The following is a 23,069-nucleotide window of genomic DNA, read 5'->3' on the forward strand; positions in this document are numbered from 1 at the left end:
GGGGCGGGGCGGGGGCCTGGGTCCGGTGGGACCTATCGCGCCTCTCGGGTGAGGCCGATCGTGTCGCGGTACCACTTGGCGCTGTCCTTGAGGGTCCTGACCTGGGTGTCGTAGTCGACGCGGACAATGCCGAAGCGCTTGTCGTAGCCGTACGCCCACTCGAAGTTGTCCATCAGTGACCAGGCGAAATAGCCGCGTACGTCGGCGCCCTGCGCGCGCGCCTCCGCGACGGCCGCGAGGTGGTCCGCGAGATAGGCGGTCCGGTCCGCGTCCGGGACGGAGCCGTCGGCGGCGACGGTGTCGTCGAAGGCGGCTCCGTTCTCGGTGATGACGGTGGGGATGGCGTAGTCCTCCTGGAGGCCCAGGAGGAGGTCGGTGAGTTCGGTCGGTGTGATCTCCCAGTCCATGGCGGTACGGGGCAGGTCACGGGGCACGCCGCGGGTGACGGGCAGCCCGTTCTCGTCGGCCGGGGAGCCGCTCTCGGTGACGCCGGAGAACAGGGCGCCCCGGTAGAAGTTGACGCCGAGGACGTCCAGTGGATTGGCGATGATCTCCAGGTCGCCGTCCTGGACGGGCAGTTCCGCGCCGCGCAGCGCCAGGTCCGCGACGACGTCCTCGGGGTAGCGGCCGTGGACGAGCGGGTCGAGGTAGAGGCGGCGGCCTTGGCCGTCGGCGCGGCGGCAGGCCTCGCGGTCCGCCTCGCTGTCGGTCTCGGGGGTGGCCGTACCGAGGTTGAGGGTGATGCCGAGTTCCAGCGGGTTGTCGCCGGCGGCCTCGCGGATGCGCCGTGAGGCGAGGCCGTGGCCGAGCAGGAGGTGGTGCACGGCGCGGATCGAGTCGCCGAAGTCCTTACGGCCGGGGGCGTGGACGCCCGCGTCGTAGCCGAGGACGGCGGAGCACCAGGGCTCGTTGAGCGTGGTCCAGTGCTCGACGCTGTCGCCGAGCGCGTCGTAGGCGATCGCCGCGTAGTCCGCGAAGCGGTACGCCGTGTCGCGGGCCGGCCAGCCGCCCGCGTCCTCCAACTCCTGCGGCAGGTCCCAGTGGTAGAGCGTGATCCAGGGCGTGATGTTCCTGCCGTGCAGCTCGTCGACGAGGCGCTTGTAGAAGTCCAGACCCTTCGCGTTGCCCGGCCCGCGCCCGCCGGGCTGGATGCGCGGCCAGGCGAGCGAGAAGCGGTACGTGTCGACGCCGAGGCCCGCGATCAGCTCCACGTCCTGCGGCATCCGGTGGTAGTGGTCGCACGCCACGTCGCCGTGCTCGCCGCCCTCCACCGCGCCCGGGACCCGGCAGAAGGTGTCCCAGATCGAGGGGGTTCTGCCGTCCTCGGCAGCCGCTCCCTCGATCTGGTAGGCGGAGGTGGCGACGCCCCAACGGAAGTCGGCAGGCAGGCCCTTGAGCGCCGCGGCGGGGCGGGCGAGGTCCTGGACGGGGGTGGCGTTCATGGGTCTCCTGGTTCATCGGTGGGCGCACGGCGCGGGCGGGGCCGGGCGCGGACAGTGCCTGGGCGGGCGTGTCAGCCGTGGCGGGCGTGTCGGGGTGCGGATCAGCCGGAGCGGGCCGGCGACGTGTCCCCGGCCGGCTCCGGGGCGGGATCGGCGGCGGAGGGCGCGGGGGCGGCGTGGTGCAGCCAGCACGCCACGGTGCGTTCGTCCTCGCCGTCCGCCGCCCCGTCCGGCGCGGCCAGCACCGGTACGTGCTCGGCACACGGGTCGAACGCCTTGCCGCAGCGCGGATGGAAGGCGCAGCCGGTCGGCATCGCCGTCAGGTGCGGCGGCGAGCCGGGGATGCCGGTCAGTTCCCTGCGGGGCCCGTGCAGCGCGGGGAAGGAGTGCAGCAGCCCGTCGCTGTAGGGGTGGCGCGGGTCGCGGTAGATCTCGGCGGCGCCCGCCTCCTCGACGATCCGGCCGCCGTACATGATCGCGATACGGTCCGAGAACTCGATCAGCAGCGAGATGTCGTGGGTGATGAAGACAACGGAGAAGCCCAGCTCCTCGCGGAGCGCGACGAGCTTGCGCAGGATCTGACGCTGCATCACCACGTCGAGCGCGGTGGTCGGTTCGTCCATGATGACGATCTCGGGCTCCAGCGCGAGCGCCATCGCGATCATCACGCGCTGGCGCATGCCGCCGGACAGCTGGTGCGGGAACGCGCCGAGCCGGTCGCGGGAGATACCGACCAGCGTCAGCAGTTCCTCGGCGCGTGCGGTGCGCTCGGGCGACTTCATGTCGGGGCGGTGCGCCCGGAGCACGTCGGTGAGCTGACTGTGCACCGTGTGCACGGGGTTGAGGGAGTTCATCGCGCCCTGGAAGACGATCGACAGCTCCTGCCAGCGGAAGGCGCGCAACTCCTGCGGCGTGAGCGCCAGCAGGTCCACCGGGGCCGCGCCGTCCTGCGGCGGCTGGTATAGCACGTCGCCGCCGGTGATCACCCCGGGCGGGGAGAGCAGCCGGGTGACGGCGTAGGCGAGCGTGGACTTGCCCGAACCCGACTCGCCGGCCAGGCCGAGGACCTCGCCGCGGTGCAGGGTCAGGTCGATGTCGCGCAGCGCGTGGACCGCGCCGGGGCCGGTGCCGTAATCGACATTGAGGCCGCTGATGGTGAGGACGGGGCGACCGGTCGTCATGCGCGGGGCTCCTTGTCGGGAGTGCGTGCGGGAGTCCGTTCGGGAGTCCGCCCGGGTGCGGCGGCCACGGCGGGGCCGCTGCCGTTCGTGCCCGCGGCACCGTTCGTACGGTCCGTGGTGCGCGCCACCGGCGTGAAGCCGACCCGCATCCGGATCTTCCGCGAGGAGCCGGTCTCGGTGCGCAGCCGCGGGTTGACGAACTCGTCGATGCCGAAGTTGATCAGCGCGAGCGCCGTGCCGAGCAGCGCGATGCAGAGCCCGGCGGGGACGAACCACCACCACGCGCCCTGCGCGAGCGCCTGGTTGGACTGGGCCCAGAACAGGACGGTGCCCCAGTTCCAGTTGGAGATGTCGGCGACGCCGATGAAGGCGAGCGTGATCTCCAGCAGGACGGCGAAGATGACGGTGCCGACGAAGCCGGACGCGATCACGGCGGTGAGGTTCGGCATGATCTCGAAGCCGATGATCCGCCACGTCGGCTCGCCGGTGGCTCTCGCGGCCTCGACGTAGTCGCGTTTGCGCAGCGAGAGGGTCTGGGCGCGCAGGACCCGCGCGCCCCAGGCCCAGGAGGTGAAGGCGATCACGGCGGCGATCAGCAGGTCGCCCGCGTCGGAGACGAAGCTGGCGATGATGATGATCAGCGGCAGCGCGGGGATGACGAGGAAGATGTTGGACAGCGCCGACAGGATCTCGTCCATGACGCCGCCGAGGAACCCTGAGGTGACACCGATCAGCACGGACAGCACCGTCGCGAAGAACCCGGCGATGAAGCCCACCAGGAGCACGCCCCGGGTGCCGACAAGAATCTGCGACAGCACGTCCTGACCGGTCTGCGTGGTGCCGAACCAGTGGTCGCCGGACGGGGGTTGGAGCAGCTTGTCGCTCATCATGTCGGGGTCGTACGGGGCGATCCACGGGCCGATGATCGCGAGCAGGGTGAAGAATCCCAGGATCGACAGGCCCGTGAGGGTCTTGCCGCCGCGCAGGAAGCGCAGTCGGGCTCGCTTGGAGGGGGTGGGCGCCGGAGCCGCGTCGAGTACGGCGACCTCTGTTGCGGGAATGGACATGGCTCAGGCCTCCTTCCGGGTGCGCGGGTCGAGGAAGAGATAGACCATGTCCGCGAGCAGGTTCGCCGCGAGCACGGAGAGCGTGATGATCAGGAACACGCCCTGCATCAGTGGGTAGTCCTTGGCACCGACGGCCTGGAAGAGCTGATAGCCGATGCCCGGATAGGAGAAGACCATCTCCACCAGCAGCGTGCCGCCGACGATGAAGCCGAGCGAGAGCGCGAAGCCGGAGATGTTGGGGAGGATCGCGTTGCGCGCGGCGTACGAGAACATCACGCGGCGCTCGGAGAGCCCCTTGGCCTGCGCGACCATGACGTAGTCCTCGGACGAGACGGTCACCATCATGTTGCGCATGCCGAGGATCCAGCCGGCGATGGCGCTCAGGATGATCGTGACGCCGGGCAGGAAGCCGTGGTACAGCGCGCTGGAGATGAACGGCACGTCGAACGCGGGCACCAGCGAGCTGTCGTACCCGCCGGCGGCCGGGAAGATCGGCCACTTCACGGCGAACAGGGCGATGGCGATGAGCCCGAGCCAGAAGTACGGGATCGAGGAGATGAACGTCGTGACGGGCAGCAGGCTGTCCATCCAGGAGCCGCGCCGCCAGCCGCTGTAGACGCCGATGCCGGTGCCGAGCAGGAAGCTGATCAGGGTGGTGAGACCGACCAGCACCAGTGTCCAGGGCAGCGACTGCGAGATGACCTCGCTGACGGGCGTCGGGAAGAAGGTGAAGGAGAGGCCGAGGTCGCCCTGGAAGAGCTGTCCCCAGTAGTCGGTGTACTGCTGCCAGAGCGAGCGTTCCTTGTCGAGGCCGAAGAGGGCCTTGAGGGAGGCGATCGCGCTGGTGTCGAGCTGGCCCTGGAAGCGGGCGATCAGCGCCTGGACCGGGTCGCCGGGCATCAGCCGCGGGATCAGGAAGTTGATGGTGATCGCCGCCCACGCCGTGACGGCGTAGAAGGCGATCCGCTGGAGTACGAACTTCACTTCGCCGCCACCTCCGTCGTGCTCGCGCCGTCCGTGCCTGCGTCCGTGCCGGCGTCCGTCGTGCTCGCGCCGGGGATCGTCGTGGCGACGGGGCGGTCCTCGTACAGCCAGCACGCCGCCCACTGGCCGTCGTCGAGTTCGAAACGGGGCGGCAGTTCGGTGCGGCAGCGCTCCATCGCCTTGGGACAGCGGGGGTGGAAGCGGCAGCCCTCGGGCGGGGAGATCAGCGAAGGGGGCTCGCCGCTGCCGGTCTCCTCCTGGTCCTCCTCGTCCACGATCCGGTCCGGGTCGGGGGCCGACGCGATCAGCAACTGGGTATAAGGGTGCGCGGGTTGCTGGGTGACGGTCTCGCTGTCGCCGCCCTCCACGATCCGGCCGGCGTACATCACGAGGGTCGTGTCCGCGAAGTACCGCGCGGACGCGATGTCGTGCGTGATGTAGAGGATCGCCAGGTGCAGGCGCTCCTTGAGGTCACGCAGCAGGTTCAGTACGCCGAGCCGGATGGAGACGTCCAGCATCGAGACGGGCTCGTCGGCCAGGAGCACCTTGGGGTCGGCGCCCAGCGCCCGCGCGATGGCGACGCGCTGGCGCTGGCCGCCGGACAGCTCGTGCGGGAATTTGTCCAAGTACTGAAGAGGTGGCAGCAGTTGGACGCGTTCCAGCAGTTCGCACGCCTCGGCCTCGGTCGCCTGCTTGCCGTGGATCTTCAGCGAGCGGGTGAGGTGGTAGCGCACCGTGTGCACGGGGTTGAGCGAGGCGAACGGGTCCTGGAAGATCAGCTGGACCTGTTTCACGTACGCCCGGAAGGACCGGCCGCGACCAGCCTTGACCGGGACACCGCCGAGCCGTATCTCGCCGCCGGTGAGCGGATACAGCTGTGACAGCAGCCGGGCCACCGTCGACTTGCCCGACCCCGACTCCCCGACCAGCGCCGTGACGCTGCCGCGCCGCAGGCGCAGCGAGACGTCGTCGACGGCGTGGACGGTGCGGTGCCGGCGGCCGACGAGGTCGCCGACGGTGCGTCTGACGGGGAAGTGCTTGGTGACGCCGCGCGCTTCGAGCACGATGTCGCTGTCACCGTCGCTGAGAATGGGGCTGTGGCCGGAGCTGTCAGCGCCGTGCGTGGCGCCGTTCTCGGCGGGGTCCTGGTCGTGGTTGGTCATCGGCCGGCCTCGTCACTTCGCGGGCTTGAGGTGCAGTACGACATCCAGCGCGTTCGGCTGGGTCGGCTGCGGCGGGCCGTACGGGTCGGCCTCCGTCGGCCAGCCCACCCAGTTCTTCGTGGAGTACTCCGCACCGATCGGCGCCGCCGCCGTCGGGATCATGGGGACCTCGTCGACCATGATCTTCTGGAGGGTGTTCAGCGCCGTGGTACGCGCCGAGTCCTCGGTGGCGTTCGCGTACTCCTTCAGCGCCTTGGTCGCCTCGGGGCTGTCGAACCGGCCGAAGTTGCCGAGCGGCGCGTTCTTCCCGATGGGCTGGAGCAGCGCGCCGTCCATGATGTTCTGGTACATGTCGTACGGCGTGGCACCGGAGTTGGTCCAGTGCAGCGTGGCGTCGAAGTTGCCGTTGCCGACGTCGGAGGTCCACGCCTCGGCGGTCTGTGTCTTGACCTTCGCCTCGATACCGAGGGGCTTGATGTTGTCCTTGATGATGGACAGGCCCGTGATGTAGTCGTTCCAGCCGGCGGGGTCGGTGAAGGTCAGCTTCACGGCCTTGCCGTCCGGGTCCTTCAGAACGCTGCCGTCGAGCGTGTATCCCGCCTCGTCCAGGACCTTCTTCGCGCCGGCGAGGTCGGGCTTGATCGTGACGCCCTTGTACTCGGGGGCCAGGAAGGACTCACCGGCGGGCAGCGGGATGCCGGTGGGGTTGGTGATCTCCGGGTAGAGCGTGGCCTGCGCCTGGACGTGGATCGCCTTGCGGTCGATCACCATGGCCATGGCCTTGCGGAGCGCCGGGTCACCCAGCGGGCCCTTGGTGGTGTTGAACCACAGGCCGTGGATGCCGAGTCCGGAGGGGAACCAGAGCTTGTTGTTCTTGGGGTCCTTGGCGACGTACAGCTGCTTGTAGTTCGGCATGAACACGAACGACCACTCGGCCTTGCCGTTGGCGAGTGCGGTGGTCTGCGCGCTGTTGTCGTTGTACGAGGTGAAGCGGAGCTCCTTCACCTGCGTCTTGCCCTTCCAGTAGGAGGACGTCGTGTCGAGCGTGGTGGTCTGCGGCGTGAACGTCTTGAGCTTGTACGGTCCCGAGCCGAGCGGCTCGCGGTTGGGCCAGGTCGCCGGGTCCTTGACCTTCTCCCAGATGTGCTTCGGCACGACGAACGTCGTGGCGATCTTGTTCTGGTTGACGAACTGCGAGTCCTTGAAGGTGAGGACGACCTTGTCGCCCTCCGCGGTTATGCCGTCGTAGGGCACGCCGTTGCCGTTGAGCGCCGGGTACTTCTTGATCAGCCCGAAGGTGAACGCCACGTCCTCGGCGGTCAGCTTCTTGCCGTCCGACCACTTCGCCCGGTCGTCGATGGTGAAGGTGACCTTGGTGAAGTTCGCCTCCCACTTCCAGTCGCTCGCCAGCCAGGGCTTGCCCTTCTCACTGGGGCGTACCTGATTGGTCATCACCAGCGGCTCGTAGATCATGTAGCGGTAGCCGAGCGACGCGCCGGCGGAGGTGCCGAGGAACGGGTTGCTGTTGTTGGTCTGCGGGCCGTTCGGCATACCGATGGTGAGGACGCCGGAGGCGCCGCCTGATGACCGGTTGGCATCCGAGTTGGCCGAGGAACATCCGGCGGCGAGCGCGGCCACGACGGTGGCGGCGGCCAGCGCCCGGAGCTTGCGGTGTGCGGACATGGCGACTCCAGAAAGGGAATTGCGGCTCTGTGGGACGGCGGGCCCGTGGTACCGGGGCCTGGGGACCGGGTGTGGTGCGTTACCAGGTGCTGTGTGCGGGTGCGGGTGATGTGAGCTGGTGGACGCGTGCGGGTCTGCCGGGTGCCTGTGGTGCGGCCGTACGGCTGTGCTGTCCTGCCGGTGCACTGTGCGGTGCTGACGGTGCGTCGTGCCGCCCGTGTGCTGTCCTGCCGGTGCGTCAGGCGGGCGTCGTGCTGTTACGGAAATCTGTGTGCCGACGCGGACGCCGAACTCCCGTTGACGGGGCCGGAGTTCGCGGCGAGCGGGGCCGACTGCCGTACGACCAGCTCCGTCGGGAGAACGACCGTCTCCTGCGCGGTCGCCCCTCCCAGGTGCCCGAGCAGCATCAGCGCCGCCGTCTCCCCCATCCGCCGGGTGGGCTGGCGGACGGTCGTCAGGGGCGGTTCGGTGTGCTGGGCCATCGGGATGTCGTCGAACCCGACCACGGCGATGTCGTCCGGCACCGACCGCCCAGCGGCGCGCAGTGCCCGCAGCGCCCCCGCGGCGCTGATGTCGTTGTGCGCGAAGACGGAGTCGAACGGCGTCCCGGCGGCGAGGAGTCGCTCGACGGCGAGACGTCCGGACAGTTCGGTGAAGTCCCCCACCGCGACCAGGTCGGTCGGCAGGATCTCGCGGAAGCCGCCGAGGCGGTCGCGTACGCAGCCGAACTGCTCCGGCCCCGTGATGACCAGGGGTCTGCTGCGCCCGTCGGCCAGCAGGTGGCGGGCGGCGGACGCACCTCCTTCGTGATTGGTGGTCACGACGGAGGGGAATTCGTCGGGGTGGCTGCCGCGGTCGTCGATCAGCACGACCGGCAGGCCCCTGTCGCTCAGGGCGATGATCTTGTCGAGCGTGTTCTCGGGTTCGACGACGAGCAGTCCGTCGAAGGCCCGCGCGGAGACCTGGGTGGTGAAGCGCTCGACCGAGTCCGCGCCGCGGTTGAAGGTGAAGAGCAGCAGGCCGTAGCCGGCGGCCTCCACCGTGTCGACGACGCCCTGGAGGACCTCGCCCATCCACGGCCAGGTGAGCGAGGGCACCAGCATCCCGACCGTACGGCTGCTGCCGCGGGCCAGTCCGACGGCGCCCGAGCTGGGCACGTATCCAAGAGATGCGATGACCGCGCGGACCCTGGCGGCCGTCCCGCCGTCGACCTCGCCCTTGGTGTTGATCACCCGGGACACGGTCGTCTTGCTGACGCCGGCCGCGCGGGCGACATCAGCAATGGTGACGCGCATCGAGGGCCTCCGAATCGTGGGCTGGAACCGGTTCCGGTACCGGTACCGGAACCGGTTCCAATGTGAGCGGCGAGTTAACCGGTCCAGACCAAAGCCGTCAAGACTTCACGCCGAAATTACTCGGGAGGCGACTCCTGGGGATCCAGAGGGGGTTATGCGTTCAGGTTCTGAATGTTCAAGCCCTTGACTGGAGTTCACAACAGAGTTCACGCTCGCCTCACGATCCATGGAAGACCCCCCACCCCTCTGTCAAGAAGGGCAGCGCCCCATGATCAGACCGAGAACCGCACGAGCGCGGCTGACGCGGATGCTTCTCGTCGGCGCACTTACGACCGCCGGCCTCACCGGCGTCTCCGCAGGTACGGCGCAGGCCGCGGGCGAGCAGGTGAACATCTGGCTGACGACCACCAGCGACGGCGGCGGCCGTACGGTGACCCGCGGGCTCCAGCAGCAGGCACCCGTCAACTTCCAGCCGGGCAACGGCGGGAGCGGCACCAACGTCACCGTCAACGAGAACACCAAGTACCAGACCTTCACCGGCGGCGGCGCCTCGTTCACGGACACGGCCGCCTGGCTGATGAAGGGCAGCGGGGCGCTCTCCCAGGCCACCCGCGACGACACGATGCGCAAGCTCTTCTCCCCGACGGACGGCATCGGGCTCTCGTTCATCCGCAACCCGCTGGGTGGCTCGGACCTCGCGCGGTTCGGCTACACCTTCGACGACATGCCGGCCGGACAGACCGACCCGGACCTCTCGGAGTTCTCGATCGCACATGATCTCCAGGACGTGCTGCCGCTGACGAAGCAGGCGAAGCAGCTCAACCCGGCGCTGACGACGATGGCGTCGCCGTGGACCGCCCCGGCGTGGATGAAGGACAACGGTCAGCTCAACGGCGGCTGGCTGAAGGCGGAGAACTACGGCGTGTACGCCGACTACTTCGTCAAGTACCTTCAGGCGTACCGCGATCAGGGCCTGCCGATCGACTACGTCTCCGCGCAGAACGAGCCGACCTGCTGCTCCTCGTACCCGTCCATGAGCTGGAACGCCTCGGGGCTCGCGTACTTCACCAAGGCGGAACTGCTCCCCGGGCTCCAGGCGGCCGGCCTGCCCACCAAGGTCATGGCGCACGACTGGAACTGGGACACCTACGACGCGTACGCGGCCGAGACCGTGAACGACCCGGCGATCCGCAGCCACCCCAACTTCGGCGGCATCGCGTGGCACGGCTACGGCGGCGACGTCGGCAAGCAGACGCAGGTGCACAACCAGTACCCGCAGCTGGACGCCTTCCAGACCGAGCACTCCGGCGGCACCTGGATCGGCAATCAGCAGACCGAGGACATGTCCAACATCATCAACTACACCCGTAACTGGGCGAAGTCGGTGACCAAGTGGTCCCTGGCCGTGGACCAGAACCGCGGCCCGCACAACGGCGGCTGCGGCACCTGCGACGGGCTGATCACCGTCAACAACGGCGGCGCGCAGCACGGGCAGGTGAAGTACAACATCGAGTACTACACGATGGGGCACCTCACCAAGTTCGTGACGCCGGGCGCGCACCGTATCGAGTCGTCCGCCAGCACCACGGTGCCCAACGTGGCCTGGCAGAACCCGAACGGCTCCAAGGCGCTCATCGCGTACAACGAGGCGTCGCAGGCGCGCGAGATCCGGGTCAACTGGGGTGGCCAGAACTTCAGTTACTCGCTGCCGGGCAAGACGTCGGCCACCTTCACCTGGGCGGGCGGCCAGTCCGGCGGGGGCGGTGGCACCACCGGCTCACTGAACGGTCTCGGCGGCAAGTGCCTGGAGGTGGCCGGCGGGAACAGCTCCAACGAGACGGCGGTCCAGCTCTGGGACTGCAACGGATCGGCCGCGCAGCGCTGGACGATCGGCGGCGACGGGGCGGTGCGCGCGCTCGGCAAGTGCCTGGACGTCGCCGGCGGTTCGACGGCGAACGGGGCGAAGGTTCAGCTGTACGACTGCAACGGCTCCGGGGCGCAGCAGTGGAGATACGAGTCGGCCAGCGGCGATCTGGTGAACGCCCCGGCCGACAAGTGCCTCGACATCACCGGGAATTCGTCGGCGAACGGGGCAAAGGCGCAGCTGTGGAGCTGCACCGGGGCGGCCAACCAGAAGTGGCGGCTCCAGACGTAGATCCCGCTCCGTTCCGCGCCCACGGGGTGCCTGCGGCCGATCGGTCACCGGCACCCCGTGGGCGCGTCCCGCGCGCCCGCGCGCCTACTCGGCCGGCTCGACCCCGGCGCGGAGCAGTCCGTAGGTGTACGCGTCCTCCAGGGCCTGCCACGACGCGGCGATCACGTTCTCGCCGACCCCCACCGTCGACCACTCGGCCGCCCCGTCTCCCGTGGTGATCAGCACGCGCGTCGTGGACTCCGTGCCGTGCTTGCCCTCCAGGATGCGGACCTTGTAGTCGACCAGCTCCAGCTTGGCCAGCTGCGGATAGATGCGCTCCAGGCCGACCCGCATGGCCCGGTCCAGCGCGTTGACGGGCCCGTTGCCCTCGGCGGTGGCGACGATGCGCTCGCCCTTGGCCCACAGCTTCACGGTCGCCTCGTTGGCGTGCGAGCCGTCCGGGCGGTCCTCGACGATCGCGCGCCAGGACTCCGTACGGAAGTAGCTGCGCGCCCTGCCCTCGGCCTCCTCGCGCAGCAGCAGCTCGAAGGAGGCGTCGGCCGCCTCGTACGTGTAGCCCTTGAGTTCGCGCTCCTTGACCCGGCCCACGACGCGGCCGACCAGGTCGCGGTCGTCACCGAGGTCGATGCCCAGTTCCCTGCCCTTGAGCTCGATCGAGGCGCGCCCCGCCATGTCGGAGACGAGCATCCGCATGGTGTTGCCGACCAGGGCGGGGTCGATGTGCTGGTAGAGGTCGGGATCGACCTTGATCGCGGAGGCGTGCAGCCCGGCCTTGTGCGCGAAGGCGGAGACACCGACGTACGGCTGATGGGTGGAGGGCGTCAGATTGACGACCTCGGCGATGGCGTGCGAGATGCGGGTCATCTCCGACAGCGCGCCCGGGGGCAGGACCTGCTTGCCGTACTTGAGCTCCAGCGCGGCGACGACGGGGAAGAGGTTGGCGTTGCCGACGCGCTCGCCGTAGCCGTTCGCGGTGCACTGCACGTGGGTGGCGCCCGCGTCGACGGCGGCGAGGGTGTTGGCGACGGCGCAGCCGGTGTCGTCCTGGGCGTGGATGCCGAGGCGGGCGCCGGTGTCGGCGAGCACGGTGGCGACGACGGCCTGGACCTGGGCGGGCAGCATGCCGCCGTTGGTGTCGCAGAGGATGACGACGTCGGCGCCCGCCTCGGCGGCGGCCCGGACGACGGCCTTGGCGTACTCGGGGTTGGCGCGGTAGCCGTCGAAGAAGTGCTCGCAGTCGACGAACACGCGCCTGCCCTGTTCGCGCAGGTGGGAGACGGTGTCGGCGACCATCGCGAGGTTCTCTTCGAGGGTCGTGCGCAGCGCGAGCTCGACGTGCCGGTCGTGCGACTTGGCGACGAGCGTGATCACCGGGGCGCCGGCGTCGAGGAGTGCTTTGACCTGCGGGTCTTCGGATGCCCTGGCGCCGGGACGGCGGGTGGCGCCGAAGGCGACGAGCTGTGCGTGCTTGAAGTCGATCTCGCTCCGGGCGCGGGCGAAGAACTCGGTGTCCCGCGGGTTGGCGCCCGGCCAGCCGCCCTCGACGAACCCCACCCCGAAGTCGTCCAGGTGCCGCGCGATGGTCAGCTTGTCGGCGACCGTCAGATTGATGCCTTCGCGCTGGGCTCCGTCGCGCAGCGTGGTGTCGAAGACATGGAAACTGTCGTCGGTGACCGTCGGATCTGTGGTCATGACTCTGTGGCTCCTGTCGAGTGAGGGAGGTCTGGCTCCACCGCCACCGTCTGCGCGTGCGTCCCGTCTCGGCCGGGGTGGGGCCGGAAAACGAAAAAACCCCTCGCGGGTGCGAGAGGTCTGCGCGCGGGTCTGGGGCACGATGGCCGCCCGTACGTGGTGGTACGTGGCGGTCACTGCGGACCGGCGCGCCTGCTGCCCATAATCATGGCGAACGAGAACACGGAGGCAGTCTGGCACGTTTGCACCGCGACGGGAGCCCCGTCTCACGATGCGGGCGGTACGTGGGGTGGCGTGAGACGGGACGTCCGCGGTGGTGACCGGGGCGGCAGGGTCACGCGGTCGGGTCACCCACCGCGTGTCCTCGACCGTCCGAGAGCCCGGTCAGATGAGTGCGTCCTCGATGAACTCGCGAACATGTGCCAGGACTTGGGCCCGCCCCGTACCCGGTACGCCGACCACCACATGGACGCTGAAGCCGTCGAGCAGCGCGCGCAGCCGGGCGGCGAACCGGTCCGGATCGACGGCCCGCAGCTCGCCGCGCGAGATTCCCTCGGCCAGCAGCGCCACCAGGTCCCGGTGCCAGGCCCGCTCGATCGCCGCCTGGCGGGCGCGGGCGTCGTCGGCGGCGTCCTGCGAGCGGTTCCAGACCTCCAGCCACAGCGTCCAGTGCGGATCGCGATGGCCGTCGGGGACGTAGAGATCGACGTACGCGTCCAGCCGCTCCCGCACCGTCACCTGCCGGGCCAGCAGCCCCCTGCGCTTGGCGCCGCGCTGCGACTCGCTCCACTCCAGGGTCTGGAGCAGCAGCTCGTCCTTCGTACGGAAGTAGTAGAGGAGGTGCCCGCTGCTCATTCCGACGTCGCGTCCGAGCCCCGCCATGGTGAGGCCGTCGAGGCCGCGCCCGGCGATGGTGTTCATGGCGGCGGCGAGCACGGCCTCGCGGGGCGGGGCCGCGTTGCGGCGGCGCGTGGTGGGTGTCACCCGTCCGTTGTACCCGATGCGGGCACACGGGGTCGCCGGTGGGTCACACAGTGAATCCCTCCGCCGTTCGCGAAGATCGGCTTCATGGCGCGCGGGCGCTCACAGTGTGGCGGTGCGTACGGGGCGGACGAGAAGAGCGACGCCCGCCGCCAGTACGCAGACGACGCCGCAGCCGGTGAAGAAGGCGCCGGTTCCCCAGCTCGCCGAGACGAGACCGACGAGGGGGTAGAGCAGTGGACTGAGCCCCAGGGTGCACAGGGTCATCACTGAGGTGACGCGGCCGAGGTAGCGGGGGTCGGTCTCCTTCTGGAGCAGGGCGTTGCTGACCACCATGGCCGCCCCGCTCGCCGCACCGAGCAACGCGCCCAGTCCGATCGAGAGGCCGGCGGTGGGAGCGTTGCCCGTGGCGACGACCAGCGCCGCCGTCAGCAGCAGGGCGCAGGACATGGTGAGCCCGGCGCGCGGCACGCGGGGGACCACGCTCAGCAGCAGGCTGGCGGCCGCCCCGCCGACGCTGAAGGCGCTGAGGATCCAGCCGGCCGTGGCCGTACCCCAGTCGCGCTCGTCGGCGAGGAGGACGAGGCCGGTGCTGACCGGTCCGCTGAAGCACATCTCGCCGAGCCCGATGACGACGACGAGGGACGAGACGCGGCGGTTGGCGCGCAGATAGCGCAACCCGTCGCGGAACTCCTGACGGGGCGTGGAGACATCGGCCGCTTCGGGTACGTCCCGCGGCGGCAACGGGCGGACGCGTACGGCGAGGAGCAGGACCAGGGACACGACGAAGAGCGCGCCCGCGACGCCGAAGGCCCCCGGGGAGCCCCCGGCGGACAGCGCGAAGGCCGCGAGCGGCGGGCCGGCGGTGTTGCTCAGCCTGATGGACAGCAGCCGCAGGCCCTGCACCCGGGCGAGTTGACCGGTCGGCGCGATCCGTGGAGGCAGCGCCCCGACCGCCGGCATGAACAGCGCGTCCACGGAGCCGAAGACGACCGCAAGCGCGACCAGCAGCCACAGCTCGGTGCCGATGAGCAGTGCGACGGTGGCCGCGGCGAGCACCACCACGCAGCGGACGAGATCGCTGCCGATGACGACGCGGCGCGGGCCGAACCGGTCGGCGACGACGCCGCCCGCCAGCATGAGGACGGCGCGCGGCACGGCGCCGGCGGCGAGCACGACACCGGCCTGGGCGGGGCCGGACTCCTGGGTGACGGCCCAGGTGAGGGCGAGGAAGTAGACGATGTCGCCCGTCACGGAGGTGGTGTAGGCGCCGAGCCAGCGCAGGACGTCCGGGTCGCGGTAGGCGGGCCGTTCGGGCGCGGACGCAGGCGCGGGCGCGGACGCCGCGGCGTCGGGTATCACAGCCGGGGGAACATCTGGAGCTGTACGGACACCCGCGCCGCCCCCTCCGCCGGCTCCGCGCCCTCCGAACTCGCGCCACGTGTTCGGTACTTGGCGATGACGCCCACCAGCTCGCGCTTCATCTCCTCCAGCTCGCCGGGCGTCAGGTTCACGCTGTAGTCGCTGAAGATCGAGGCTTCGAACCAGTCGTCCGGGAAGAGCGGAACGTCCGCGGCGAGCCTGCGCAGTTGGTCACCGTAGGCGAGCACCACCGCGTTCGCGTACGCCCGGCTCCCCTGCCGCTCGTCCGGCGGCACGGTGGCGGGGTCGTGGTACGAGCGCCGGTGCCGCGCCCGCCACCAGCGGTCACGCCGCGTACCCCGCTCCTCGTCCTCCTCGATGAGCCCGCCGGCCGCGAGGCGGCGCAGATGGTAACTGGCCGCCCCGGAGTCCAGATCGAGCTCCTTGGCCAGCCTGCGCGCCGTGGAAGGCCCGTGCTCCCGCAGCGTGTTCAGCATGACCAGCCGTACGGGGTGGGCCAGTACGCGCAGCGCCGCGGCGTCGAGCGTGACGTCGTGGTCCGGGTCGGGACCCAGCGGGGCGCCCGCGTCGGCGGTCGGAGGGCTGCTCGGCTCGCGGTCGGTCGTCATGAGGGAGAGCATAAATGCAGAACATCTCTTCGCGAAGAGATGTTCTGCATTTACTCCGTCGACCGCTCCCCGGACGTCAGACCACCGGGTGCATCCACCCGTGGACGTCCTCGGTCCGCCCCGTCTGGATGTCCAGCAGCGCCGCGCGCAGCTTCGACGTGACCTCGCCGGGCTCGCCGCCCGACTGCGTCCACTCGCCGCTCGCCGACCTGACGAGCCCGACCGGCGTGATCACGGCGGCCGTACCGCACGCGAACACCTCGGTGAGGGTGCCGTTCTCGCTGTCACGCCGCCACTCGTCGATCGAGATACGGCGCTCCTGCGACGTGTAGCCGAGATCGCCCGCCATCCTCAGCAGCGAGTCACGAGTGATGCCGGCCAGCAGGGAGCCGGTCAGCTCAGGAGTGACGATCTTGTCCCCGTACACGAAGTACAGGTTCATCCCGCCCAGTTCCTCGACCCACTTGTGCTCGACCGCGTCCAGGTACGCCACCTGGTCGCACCCCTCCGCCGCCGCCTCGGCCTGCGCGAGCAGGGACGCCGCGTAGTTGCCGCCGGTCTTGGCGTCGCCCATGCCGCCGGGGACGGCGCGCACCCGGTTCTCGGAGAGCCAGATGGAGACGGGCTTCACGCCGCCGGGGAAGTAGGCGCCGGCCGGGGAGGCGATGACCAGGAACAGATACTCGTTCGCGGGCCGCACCCCCAGTCCGACCTCGGCCGCGATCATGAAGGGCCGCAGATACAGCGACGCCTCGCCGCCGTGCGGCGGGACCCACGCCTCGTCCTGCCGGACGAGCGCGTCGCACGCCTCGATGAACGTCTCGACCGGCAGCTCGGGCATCGCCAGCCGGCGCGCGGAGACCTGGAAGCGCCGGGCGTTGGCCTCGGGCCGGAAGGTGGCGACGGTGCCGTCGGGGCGGCGGTAGGCCTTGAGCCCCTCGAAGATCTCCTGCGCGTAGTGCAGCGTCATGTTGGCCGGGTCGAGCGAGAGCGGGCCGTAGGGGACGAGCTGCGCGTCGTGCCAGCCCCGGCCCTCCGTCCACCTGATGGTCACCATGTTGTCGGTGAAGTGGCGGCCGAAGCCGGGGGCGGCCAGGATCGCCTCGCGCTGCGCGTCGGACAGCGGATTCGACGAGGGCTTGAGCGCCAGGGTGGGCAACGCGGTCGTGGGCGTGGTCATGGTTTCTTGTCCTTCACCGGTTGTGTGTGACGGACCGCACTCACGCCGCTACAGGTACTAGGACGTCCGAGCTTTCCCTCATGCCGCGGCCCACCACGATTGTCGCGCGTGGCGGGGCCGGGCATGAAACGGGGTGAATGCGGCCCTACGGATGATGGTGACACCCGGTGGCCGCAAAGCACAGCCGCCGGGTGCGGTGACCCGGCGGCTGGGAGAGTCGTCGGCGGGTCAGCTCGCTACTCGTACGACGAGCGCGTCACCGATCTCGTCGGTCGTACGAGGCGCACCGCCGCGCTCCGCGAGGTCGGCCGCGACGGCCTCCTCGATACAGGCGGCCTCGGCGTCGAAGCCGAGGTGCCGCAGCAGCAGTGCGACCGAGAGGATCGTGGCCGTGGGGTCGGCCTTCCCCTGGCCCGCGATGTCCGGCGCCGAGCCGTGGACGGGCTCGAACATGGACGGGAACGCCCGGTCGGGGTTGATGTTCGCGGAGGCCGCCAGGCCGATGCCGCCGGTCACGGCAGCGGCGAGGTCGGTGAGGATGTCGCCGAAGAGGTTGTCGGTGACGATCACGTCGAAGCGCTCGGGCTGGGTGACGAAGAAGATCGTCGCGGCGTCGACGTGCAGATAGTCGGTGGAGACCTCGGGGTACTCCTGGCCGACCCGGTCGAAGATCCTCTTCCAGAGGTGGCCCGCGTAGACGAGGACGTTGTTCTTGTGGACCAGCGTCAGCTTCTTGCGGGGGCGGGAGTTGGCACGCTCGTACGCGTCGCGCACGACACGCTCCACGCCGTACGCCGTATTGAGACTGACCTCCGTGGCCACCTCGGCGGGCGTACCGGTGCGCAGGGAACCACCGTTGCCCGTGTACGGGCCCTCGGTGCCCTCGCGGACGACGACGAAGTCGATGTCCGGACGGCCGGCCAGCGGCGTGGCCTGGTTCGGGAAGAGCTTCGACGGGCGCAGGTTGACGTAGTGTTCGAAGGCGAACCGCAGCTTCAGCAGCAGCCCTCGCTCCAGGACCCCGGACGGCACCGACGGGTCGCCGATGGCGCCGAGGAGGATCGCGTCGTGCGCCTTGAGCGCGGTGAGTTCCGTGTCCGGGAGGGTCTCCCCGGTACGGTGCCAGCGCCGGGCGCCGAGGTCGTACTCCTTGGTCTCCAGCTTCACATCTTGCGGGAGCACGGAGCCGAGGACCTTCAGGCCCTGGGCCACGACCTCCTGGCCGATGCCGTCACCGGGGATCACTGCGAGGTTGATGCTGCGAGACATGACGGGCACCTTACTGCGCGTCCCAGTGCCTGACACGCGCGGTCCAGGATTCGGACAGCCGCGTGTTGTGGTGCGCCGGGACGTGGCCGCCGGTGCGGCGGCGGTGTCGGGAGGGGCGCCCCGGCTCAGTGGCCGGTGGAGCCGCCGTTGTCCCTGCGGTCGAGGGCGCGCTGGAGGGCCGCCGCGGCGTTCTTGCGGTCGGACTCGCTGCTGCGGACACGGTGACGGACGCGGCGGACTGTCGTCTCGGCCATGATGATCGACTCCTTGAGACAGCTGAGGCGTACGGCCGGGGGGAGCCGTACGAGGCATCTGCGAGGCGCCGGATGGGCGGGGAGCGTGCCCGCAGGGGTGGCCTGCGTGAGGGCGACCGCTCTCGTCCGCCGTTCGCTGGATCGAGCGATTCGTTCGGCTTCTACAAAGCTAAGGGAGCCGGGCCGTTCTGTCTCCACAGTTAGTCGGACGTCCTACTATCTGAGACGGCGAACATGGCCCGGTGGCGCCGTCGCCCATCTCGAGCGCGCTCCTACATCACGTCGCCGTCGCGCCAGTCGAAGATCAACGCGTCGTCGGCGGACGGCAGTTCGCGTCCGGGCACCGGCCAGAGATAGGTCGACCCCTCCTCCTCCGGCAGCCGCACCACGCCGTCCGGGCTCAGTGCCTCGACGCGGCCCTGCCACAGGTGCCAGCCGCGCGACCGGTAGAGCCGGGCCCCCTTCTCGGACGCGGAGAGCGCGCCGATGTCGTACGCCCGGTCGATCACCCGCTCCAGCACCTCGAGCACCCGGCCGCCGAGCCCGTCCCCGCGCCGGTCCGCGCGGACGGCGACCGCCTCGACGTACCCCACGCGGTGCCACCGCCCCGCGTGCGTCAGCCGGCGCTGGATCACGCTGCCGTGCGCGACCAGCTCGCCCGTGCCGTCCCGAACGAGGACGTGGACGCCGCCGAGTCCGTGCGTCCAGTCCTCCTCACTGAAGGTCCCGTCGAAGGCGACGTCGAGGAGGTCGCGGATCTCGCCGAGGGTCGCCGGGTCGAGCTCGAAGGTGTGGGCGGTGCGCAGCGGGTCTGACATGCTTCTCACTCTTTCAGGCCGGGCGCCCGCACACGTACTCAGTGCGCGGTTGAGTAGCTGCTCCATGTCGAAAAAACGTACCTGCCGCGACAGTTGCCCCATGAACGGCCTTTACGCACTGAAGCCCTGGTACGCGTCCCGGCTCTCCGGAGTCCGGGCCGCGCTCGTCCGTCGTGAGGTGTCGCCCGACACGCTCACGGCGGCCGGTGTCGTCAGCGCGGCAGGTGCGGGCGCCGCCCTGGCCTGGCTGCCCGCCGGACCGCTCGCCGCGCTCCCCGTCGCCGTCCTTCTCGCCGCCCGCCTGGCCTTCGCCAACCTCGACGGGGCGCTGGCGCGGGACACCGGCCGGACGACCCGGCGCGGCGCCGTCCTGAACGAACTCGGCGACCGCGCCGCCGACCTGGTCGTCCTGGCCGGTTTTCTCACGCTCGCGCCACTGTGGCTGGTCGCTGTGGCGGGGCTGGCGGCGACGCTCCCGTCGTGGGTGTCCCTCGCGGGTACGGCGGCGGGCGCGCCGCGCCGTAACGGCGGCCCCGTCGGCAAGACCGAACGCTGCCTGCTGGCCGTCGTCGCCGCCGCGACCGGCTGGGCGGTGCCGGTGCTCGTGGTGATCGCGGCGGGCTCGGCGCTCACGGCGGTCGTCCGGTTCGGCTGGATCTGGAGGAGGCTCGCATGAGCGGCGTCGTGTTCGCGGGCGAGGCCGTGGGGCGCGCCGTGCCGTTGGTCGCCGGCGCCCTCGGGGCGAGCGGGATCGCGGTGGCGGCGCTGCCGTCGCGGCTGGCGATGCGGGCGGAGCTGCGTAAGCGGTGGCGGACGTGGGCGATCGCGGCGCCGGTGTTCCTGGGGGCGCTGTTCCTGGGCGCCGGGGGCGCGTTCGCGCTCGCGGCGACGCTCGGGGCGACGGCGGTGGGCGAGTACGTACGGATGGCGGGGCTGCCGCGCGCGGAGTACGCGGTGCTGCTCGTGGCCGCCGTCGTACTCCCGGCGCTGGCGTGGCTGGTGCCGGCCGCGGTGGACGGGCGGGCGGTCGACCTCAGGGTGGTGGCGCTCCTGCTGGTCGTGGCGGCACTTCCGGCGCTGCTGGCGGGTGACGACGAACGGGGATTCACCCGCTGCGCGCGCACCGTCTTCGCCCTGTTGTGGATTCCCCTGCCGCTCACCGGGCTTGTGGTGCTCGGTGACACGGCGGTCGCGGTCGGGCTGGCGGTGGCGCTCGGCGACGTGGGGGCGTGGTGCGGCGGGACGGCGCTGGGGCGGCGCGGGGTGCTCGCCCGGTCGTTGTCGCCGCTGTCTCCCAGCAAGACATGGGCGGGGGTGCTGGGAGCGGCGGGGGCGACCGCGGTCGCGCTGGGGGCCGTCGGGGCGTTCACGCCGGTGTTGTGGGCGGCCGTGCTGACCGGCTGCGTACTGGGTGACCTGCTCGAATCCATGGTCAAGCGGGAGGCGGGCGTGAAGGACGCGGGCAGTTGGCTGCCGGGCTTCGGCGGGCTGCTCGACCGGATCGACTCCTTGCTGCTGGCTCTCCTGCTCGCGATGGTGGTGACGGCATGACCGCGCGGATCTCCGTTCGGACGAGGGCACGTTCAGGTGCGCGTTCCGGTACGCGTTCGGGTGGGCGCTCCGTGCCGCGACGGCTGCGGCGCCGCGCGGCGGTCGCCGGGCACCGGCGCGGGCGCGGACGCGGCGGCACGGGGGGCGCTCTCGCGTTCGCGGCCGGCCCGTCCGGCGAGCGGTGCGAGCGCGGGGCGCGGCGGCACGGTCGGGGGCGCGGTCGGGGGCGCCGTACCGTCTCCGTCGGTCCCGGTGGCCCCGGGGCGGCGCCGACTGCCGCGCTCTCCCCCTCCCGGCTCGGCGCGGTACTGCGGCGCGCCCTGTGGTGGCTCGTCCTGACCGTCACCGGCGGTGTGCGGCGACACGGTCAACTGCCGCCCCGTGGGTGCGTAGTTGTGGCCAACCACTCCTCCCACGCGGACACCGCCGCGCTGCTGGCCGCGCTCGACGCCCGGCACCGTCCGGCCATCGGGGCGGCTGCCGACTACTGGTTCGCCTCACCGTGGCGACGGCGCGTGTGCCGGGTGCTCGCGGCGGGGTTTCCGGTACGGCGCACCGGCGGCGGCATGGACGATCTGCTGTCGATGGCGGACGAGCTGCGGGCCGGGCGCGCGGTCGTCCTGTTCCCCGAGGGCACCCGCGGGGCGGACGGCGCGGTCGGCGCCTTCCACCGAGGCGCCCTGGTCCTCGCCGAGCGCGCGTGCGTCCCGGTCGTACCGGTGGCCATCGCGGGCACCGACCGGCTGCTGCCCAAGCACGGGCGGCTGCGTTCGTCGCCGGTGCGGGTGCGGATCGGTGAGCCGCTGCCGCCCACGGCGACGCCGAAGGACGCGCGGGCGGCCGTCGCCGCCCTGCACGCCCGTACGCCGGCCGAGCCGCCGCGCGACTCCCCCGTACGGCGCCGGGTGGCCTCGGTGGCCGCATCACGCCTGGGCCTGCTGCTGGCGTTCGTCTGGGCGTGCGCGGAGGCGCTGAGCTGGCCGCTGATGCCCGAACTGCTGCTGGGCGTCGCGTGCGTCGCCGTCCCCCGGGCAGCGCTCCGGCTGTCCTTCGCCGCGCTCGCGGGCAGCCTGGCCGGCGGGTTGCTGGCGCTCCAACTCGCGAACACGGGGCTCCAGTTGCCCGCGCCGCTGACGACGGACCGGATGCGCGCGGAGGTGCGGCAGGAGCTGGCGGCCGAGTCTGCGTCCGCCGTACGCCACCAGCCGTGGAACGGCATCCCGTTCAAGGTGTACGCCGCCGAGGCGGGCCGCGCCGACGTGCCCGCCGCCGACTGGTTCGTGGAGTCCGCGCGGGCCCGCGGCGGGCGGACGCTGACGGTCGGCGCGGCCTTCGCCGTGCTCGGTCTGCTGCTGTGCCGCTTCCGCCGCCACTACGGCGCGTACGTGACCCTGCTGGGTGCCGGTTTCGCCGCCGGGCTGTCACTCGTCGTGGCGGGCTGGAGCTGACGGCGCGGCGCCGCCCCGTTTCCCCGCCCGGCCCCGGGGCACCCGACGGTCGAAGTAAATGGGGAGGAGCACAGATGAACGCACGCACGATGTCACTCAGAGGCCGTAGCAAGGGCCGTCAGGCGGCGAACAGTTCGGCGATGGACGCGGCAGCGCGCTGGGGATTCATGGCGCGCGGCACCATCTATCTGCTCATCGGGCTGCTCGCCCTCCAGATCGCCTTCGCCGACGTCGGCGGTGGCGGCGGCGGCGAGCAGGCGGACCGGGGCGGCGCGCTCGCCGAGATCGGCGAGCAGCCGATGGGCTCGGTCCTGCTGTGGGCCCTGGGCGTCGGCCTCGTCGGCATGTCGCTGTGGCGGCTGTCGGAGGCGCTGTTCGGCGCCTCGGGTCCGGACGGCCGTAAGGCGAGCAAACGGCTGCTGTCGGCGGGGCGGTTCGTCTTCTACGGCTTCGTGGCGTACTCCGTGCTCACCTTCGCCGCCGGCGACAAGAGCGGCTCGTCCGGCGACCAGCAGTCGCAGGACATCACGGCCACGGCGATGGAGCAGCCCGGCGGCCGGTGGATCGTGGGCATCGCGGGCGCCGCGATCATCGGCGCCGGTCTGTGGATCGCCGTACGCGCACTCAGGCGTGACTACCACAAACATCTGAAGCTCAGTCAGATGTCACGCAGGGTGCGCCAGTTCGTCGATGTGACCGGCGTCGGCGGCGGCGTGGCGCGCGGCGTGCTCTTCGGCGGCATCGGCGTGTTCGTCCTCCAGGCCGCGATCGAGTACGAGCCGGACAAGGCCAAGGGCTTCGACGCGACCCTGCGTTCCTTCGCGGACGCGCCGGCCGGACGCTGGCTGCTCGCACTGGTGGCGCTGGGGCTGGTGCTGTTCGGGGTGTTCTCGTTCGCGATGGCCCGCTGGCGCA

General features: G+C 71.0%; 20 protein-coding genes. 5 read left to right on the top strand and 15 right to left on the bottom strand.

From position 1 onward, the window contains the following. Positions 1-32: 32 nt before the first annotated feature. From BHU15_RS34410 to BHU15_RS34440, 7 genes are all read right to left on the bottom strand, one after another. Complete coding sequence (locus BHU15_RS34410) at positions 33-1,442, bottom strand: GH1 family beta-glucosidase (RefSeq protein ID WP_069630711.1); 1,410 nt, start codon at positions 1,440-1,442, stop codon at positions 33-35. Between the two features lie 101 nt (positions 1,443-1,543). Further along, positions 1,544-2,623, bottom strand: coding sequence for an ABC transporter ATP-binding protein (locus BHU15_RS34415; RefSeq protein WP_069630712.1), 1,080 nt, complete (start codon positions 2,621-2,623; stop codon positions 1,544-1,546). Continuing rightward, complete coding sequence (locus BHU15_RS34420; protein ID WP_069630713.1) at positions 2,620-3,690, bottom strand: ABC transporter permease; 1,071 nt, start codon at positions 3,688-3,690, stop codon at positions 2,620-2,622. The genes BHU15_RS34415 and BHU15_RS34420 overlap by 4 nt, the downstream gene beginning before the upstream one ends. A gap of 3 nt (positions 3,691-3,693) precedes the next feature. After that, a complete protein-coding gene (locus BHU15_RS34425; RefSeq protein WP_069630714.1) occupies positions 3,694-4,674 on the bottom strand; it encodes an ABC transporter permease in 981 nt (326 codons plus the stop codon). Next, complete coding sequence (locus BHU15_RS34430) at positions 4,671-5,837, bottom strand: ABC transporter ATP-binding protein (protein WP_069630715.1); 1,167 nt, start codon at positions 5,835-5,837, stop codon at positions 4,671-4,673. The genes BHU15_RS34425 and BHU15_RS34430 overlap by 4 nt, the downstream gene beginning before the upstream one ends. Positions 5,838-5,849: 12 nt before the next feature. Beyond that, positions 5,850-7,520: an ABC transporter substrate-binding protein gene (locus BHU15_RS34435; protein ID WP_023538433.1), complete on the bottom strand. Its 1,671-nt coding sequence runs from the start codon at positions 7,518-7,520 to the stop codon at positions 5,850-5,852. A gap of 257 nt (positions 7,521-7,777) precedes the next feature. Next, a complete protein-coding gene (locus BHU15_RS34440) occupies positions 7,778-8,815 on the bottom strand; it encodes a LacI family DNA-binding transcriptional regulator (RefSeq protein ID WP_079128579.1) in 1,038 nt (345 codons plus the stop codon). Between the two features lie 268 nt (positions 8,816-9,083). Here BHU15_RS34440 and BHU15_RS34445 point away from each other — a divergent pair, with 268 nt between their 5' ends. Beyond that, on the top strand, positions 9,084-10,970 hold the full coding sequence (locus BHU15_RS34445) for an RICIN domain-containing protein (RefSeq protein WP_079128580.1): 1,887 nt from the start codon (positions 9,084-9,086) through the stop codon (positions 10,968-10,970). A gap of 84 nt (positions 10,971-11,054) precedes the next feature. Here BHU15_RS34445 and cimA read toward each other — a convergent pair whose 3' ends face one another. The 8 genes from cimA to BHU15_RS34480 all read right to left on the bottom strand — a co-directional run bounded on the left by cimA (position 11,055) and on the right by BHU15_RS34480 (position 19,155). Beyond that, positions 11,055-12,662: a citramalate synthase gene (gene cimA, locus BHU15_RS34450; RefSeq protein ID WP_069630717.1), complete on the bottom strand. Its 1,608-nt coding sequence runs from the start codon at positions 12,660-12,662 to the stop codon at positions 11,055-11,057. A 384-nt stretch (positions 12,663-13,046) separates the two neighbouring features. Continuing rightward, positions 13,047-13,646 carry a TetR/AcrR family transcriptional regulator gene (locus tag BHU15_RS34455; protein ID WP_069630718.1) on the bottom strand — a complete coding sequence of 200 codons (600 nt, stop codon included), beginning with the start codon at positions 13,644-13,646 and terminating at the stop codon, positions 13,047-13,049. A gap of 99 nt (positions 13,647-13,745) precedes the next feature. Further along, complete coding sequence (locus BHU15_RS34460; protein ID WP_255293277.1) at positions 13,746-15,005, bottom strand: MFS transporter; 1,260 nt, start codon at positions 15,003-15,005, stop codon at positions 13,746-13,748. Next, positions 15,002-15,634 carry an ArsR/SmtB family transcription factor gene (locus tag BHU15_RS34465; RefSeq protein ID WP_079128581.1) on the bottom strand — a complete coding sequence of 211 codons (633 nt, stop codon included), beginning with the start codon at positions 15,632-15,634 and terminating at the stop codon, positions 15,002-15,004. The genes BHU15_RS34460 and BHU15_RS34465 overlap by 4 nt, the downstream gene beginning before the upstream one ends. Before the next feature lie 76 nt (positions 15,635-15,710). Further along, positions 15,711-16,814 carry a branched-chain amino acid aminotransferase gene (locus tag BHU15_RS34470; protein WP_069630719.1) on the bottom strand — a complete coding sequence of 368 codons (1,104 nt, stop codon included), beginning with the start codon at positions 16,812-16,814 and terminating at the stop codon, positions 15,711-15,713. 228 nt (positions 16,815-17,042) lie between these two features. Then, positions 17,043-18,083, bottom strand: a complete 1,041-nt coding sequence (locus tag BHU15_RS34475; RefSeq protein ID WP_069630720.1) for a 3-isopropylmalate dehydrogenase — start codon at positions 18,081-18,083, stop codon at positions 17,043-17,045. Positions 18,084-18,208: 125 nt separating this feature from the next. Continuing rightward, positions 18,209-18,337: a hypothetical protein gene (locus BHU15_RS41760; RefSeq protein WP_023538442.1), complete on the bottom strand. Its 129-nt coding sequence runs from the start codon at positions 18,335-18,337 to the stop codon at positions 18,209-18,211. Positions 18,338-18,609: 272 nt separating this feature from the next. Beyond that, positions 18,610-19,155 (bottom strand): GNAT family N-acetyltransferase, encoded by a 546-nt coding sequence (locus tag BHU15_RS34480; protein WP_069630721.1) that lies wholly within the window; start codon positions 19,153-19,155, stop codon positions 18,610-18,612. 100 nt (positions 19,156-19,255) lie between these two features. Between BHU15_RS34480 and BHU15_RS34485 the strand changes: the two genes are divergently transcribed. From BHU15_RS34485 to BHU15_RS34500, 4 genes are all read left to right on the top strand, one after another. After that, on the top strand, positions 19,256-19,831 hold the full coding sequence (locus BHU15_RS34485) for a CDP-alcohol phosphatidyltransferase family protein (RefSeq protein ID WP_069630722.1): 576 nt from the start codon (positions 19,256-19,258) through the stop codon (positions 19,829-19,831). Further along, positions 19,828-20,706 carry a phosphatidate cytidylyltransferase gene (locus BHU15_RS34490; RefSeq protein WP_069630723.1) on the top strand — a complete coding sequence of 293 codons (879 nt, stop codon included), beginning with the start codon at positions 19,828-19,830 and terminating at the stop codon, positions 20,704-20,706. Before BHU15_RS34485 ends, BHU15_RS34490 begins: the two co-directional genes overlap by 4 nt. A 71-nt stretch (positions 20,707-20,777) precedes the next feature. Further along, positions 20,778-22,154 (top strand): lysophospholipid acyltransferase family protein, encoded by a 1,377-nt coding sequence (locus BHU15_RS34495; RefSeq protein ID WP_255293278.1) that lies wholly within the window; start codon positions 20,778-20,780, stop codon positions 22,152-22,154. Between the two features lie 74 nt (positions 22,155-22,228). Beyond that, positions 22,229-23,069, top strand: an 841-nt coding sequence (locus BHU15_RS34500; RefSeq protein ID WP_069630724.1) for a DUF1206 domain-containing protein, incomplete at its 3' end; no start/stop codon positions are given.

This window comes from Streptomyces niveus, from assembly GCF_001723055.1.
Taxonomy (GTDB): domain Bacteria; phylum Actinomycetota; class Actinomycetes; order Streptomycetales; family Streptomycetaceae; genus Streptomyces; species Streptomyces niveus.

What these genes read in the sequence shown, in the direction of transcription:
- BHU15_RS34490 (WP_069630723.1), top strand. Translation starts at nt 19,828, where the DNA reads ATGAGCGGCGTCGTGTTCGCGGGCGAGGCCGTGGGGCGCGCCGTGCCG.
- BHU15_RS34465 (WP_079128581.1), bottom strand. Translation starts at nt 15,634, where the DNA reads ATGACGACCGACCGCGAGCCGAGCAGCCCTCCGACCGCCGACGCGGGC.
- BHU15_RS34470 (WP_069630719.1), bottom strand. Translation starts at nt 16,814, where the DNA reads ATGACCACGCCCACGACCGCGTTGCCCACCCTGGCGCTCAAGCCCTCG.
- BHU15_RS34480 (WP_069630721.1), bottom strand. Translation starts at nt 19,155, where the DNA reads ATGTCAGACCCGCTGCGCACCGCCCACACCTTCGAGCTCGACCCGGCG.
- BHU15_RS34410 (WP_069630711.1), bottom strand. Translation starts at nt 1,442, where the DNA reads ATGAACGCCACCCCCGTCCAGGACCTCGCCCGCCCCGCCGCGGCGCTC.
- BHU15_RS34440 (WP_079128579.1), bottom strand. Translation starts at nt 8,815, where the DNA reads ATGCGCGTCACCATTGCTGATGTCGCCCGCGCGGCCGGCGTCAGCAAG.
- BHU15_RS34445 (WP_079128580.1), top strand. Translation starts at nt 9,084, where the DNA reads ATGATCAGACCGAGAACCGCACGAGCGCGGCTGACGCGGATGCTTCTC.
- BHU15_RS34430 (WP_069630715.1), bottom strand. Translation starts at nt 5,837, where the DNA reads ATGACCAACCACGACCAGGACCCCGCCGAGAACGGCGCCACGCACGGC.
- BHU15_RS34415 (WP_069630712.1), bottom strand. Translation starts at nt 2,623, where the DNA reads ATGACGACCGGTCGCCCCGTCCTCACCATCAGCGGCCTCAATGTCGAT.
- cimA (WP_069630717.1), bottom strand. Translation starts at nt 12,662, where the DNA reads ATGACCACAGATCCGACGGTCACCGACGACAGTTTCCATGTCTTCGAC.
- BHU15_RS41760 (WP_023538442.1), bottom strand. Translation starts at nt 18,337, where the DNA reads ATGGCCGAGACGACAGTCCGCCGCGTCCGTCACCGTGTCCGCAGCAGC.
- BHU15_RS34485 (WP_069630722.1), top strand. Translation starts at nt 19,256, where the DNA reads ATGAACGGCCTTTACGCACTGAAGCCCTGGTACGCGTCCCGGCTCTCC.
- BHU15_RS34435 (WP_023538433.1), bottom strand. Translation starts at nt 7,520, where the DNA reads ATGTCCGCACACCGCAAGCTCCGGGCGCTGGCCGCCGCCACCGTCGTG.
- BHU15_RS34420 (WP_069630713.1), bottom strand. Translation starts at nt 3,690, where the DNA reads ATGTCCATTCCCGCAACAGAGGTCGCCGTACTCGACGCGGCTCCGGCG.
- BHU15_RS34475 (WP_069630720.1), bottom strand. Translation starts at nt 18,083, where the DNA reads ATGTCTCGCAGCATCAACCTCGCAGTGATCCCCGGTGACGGCATCGGC.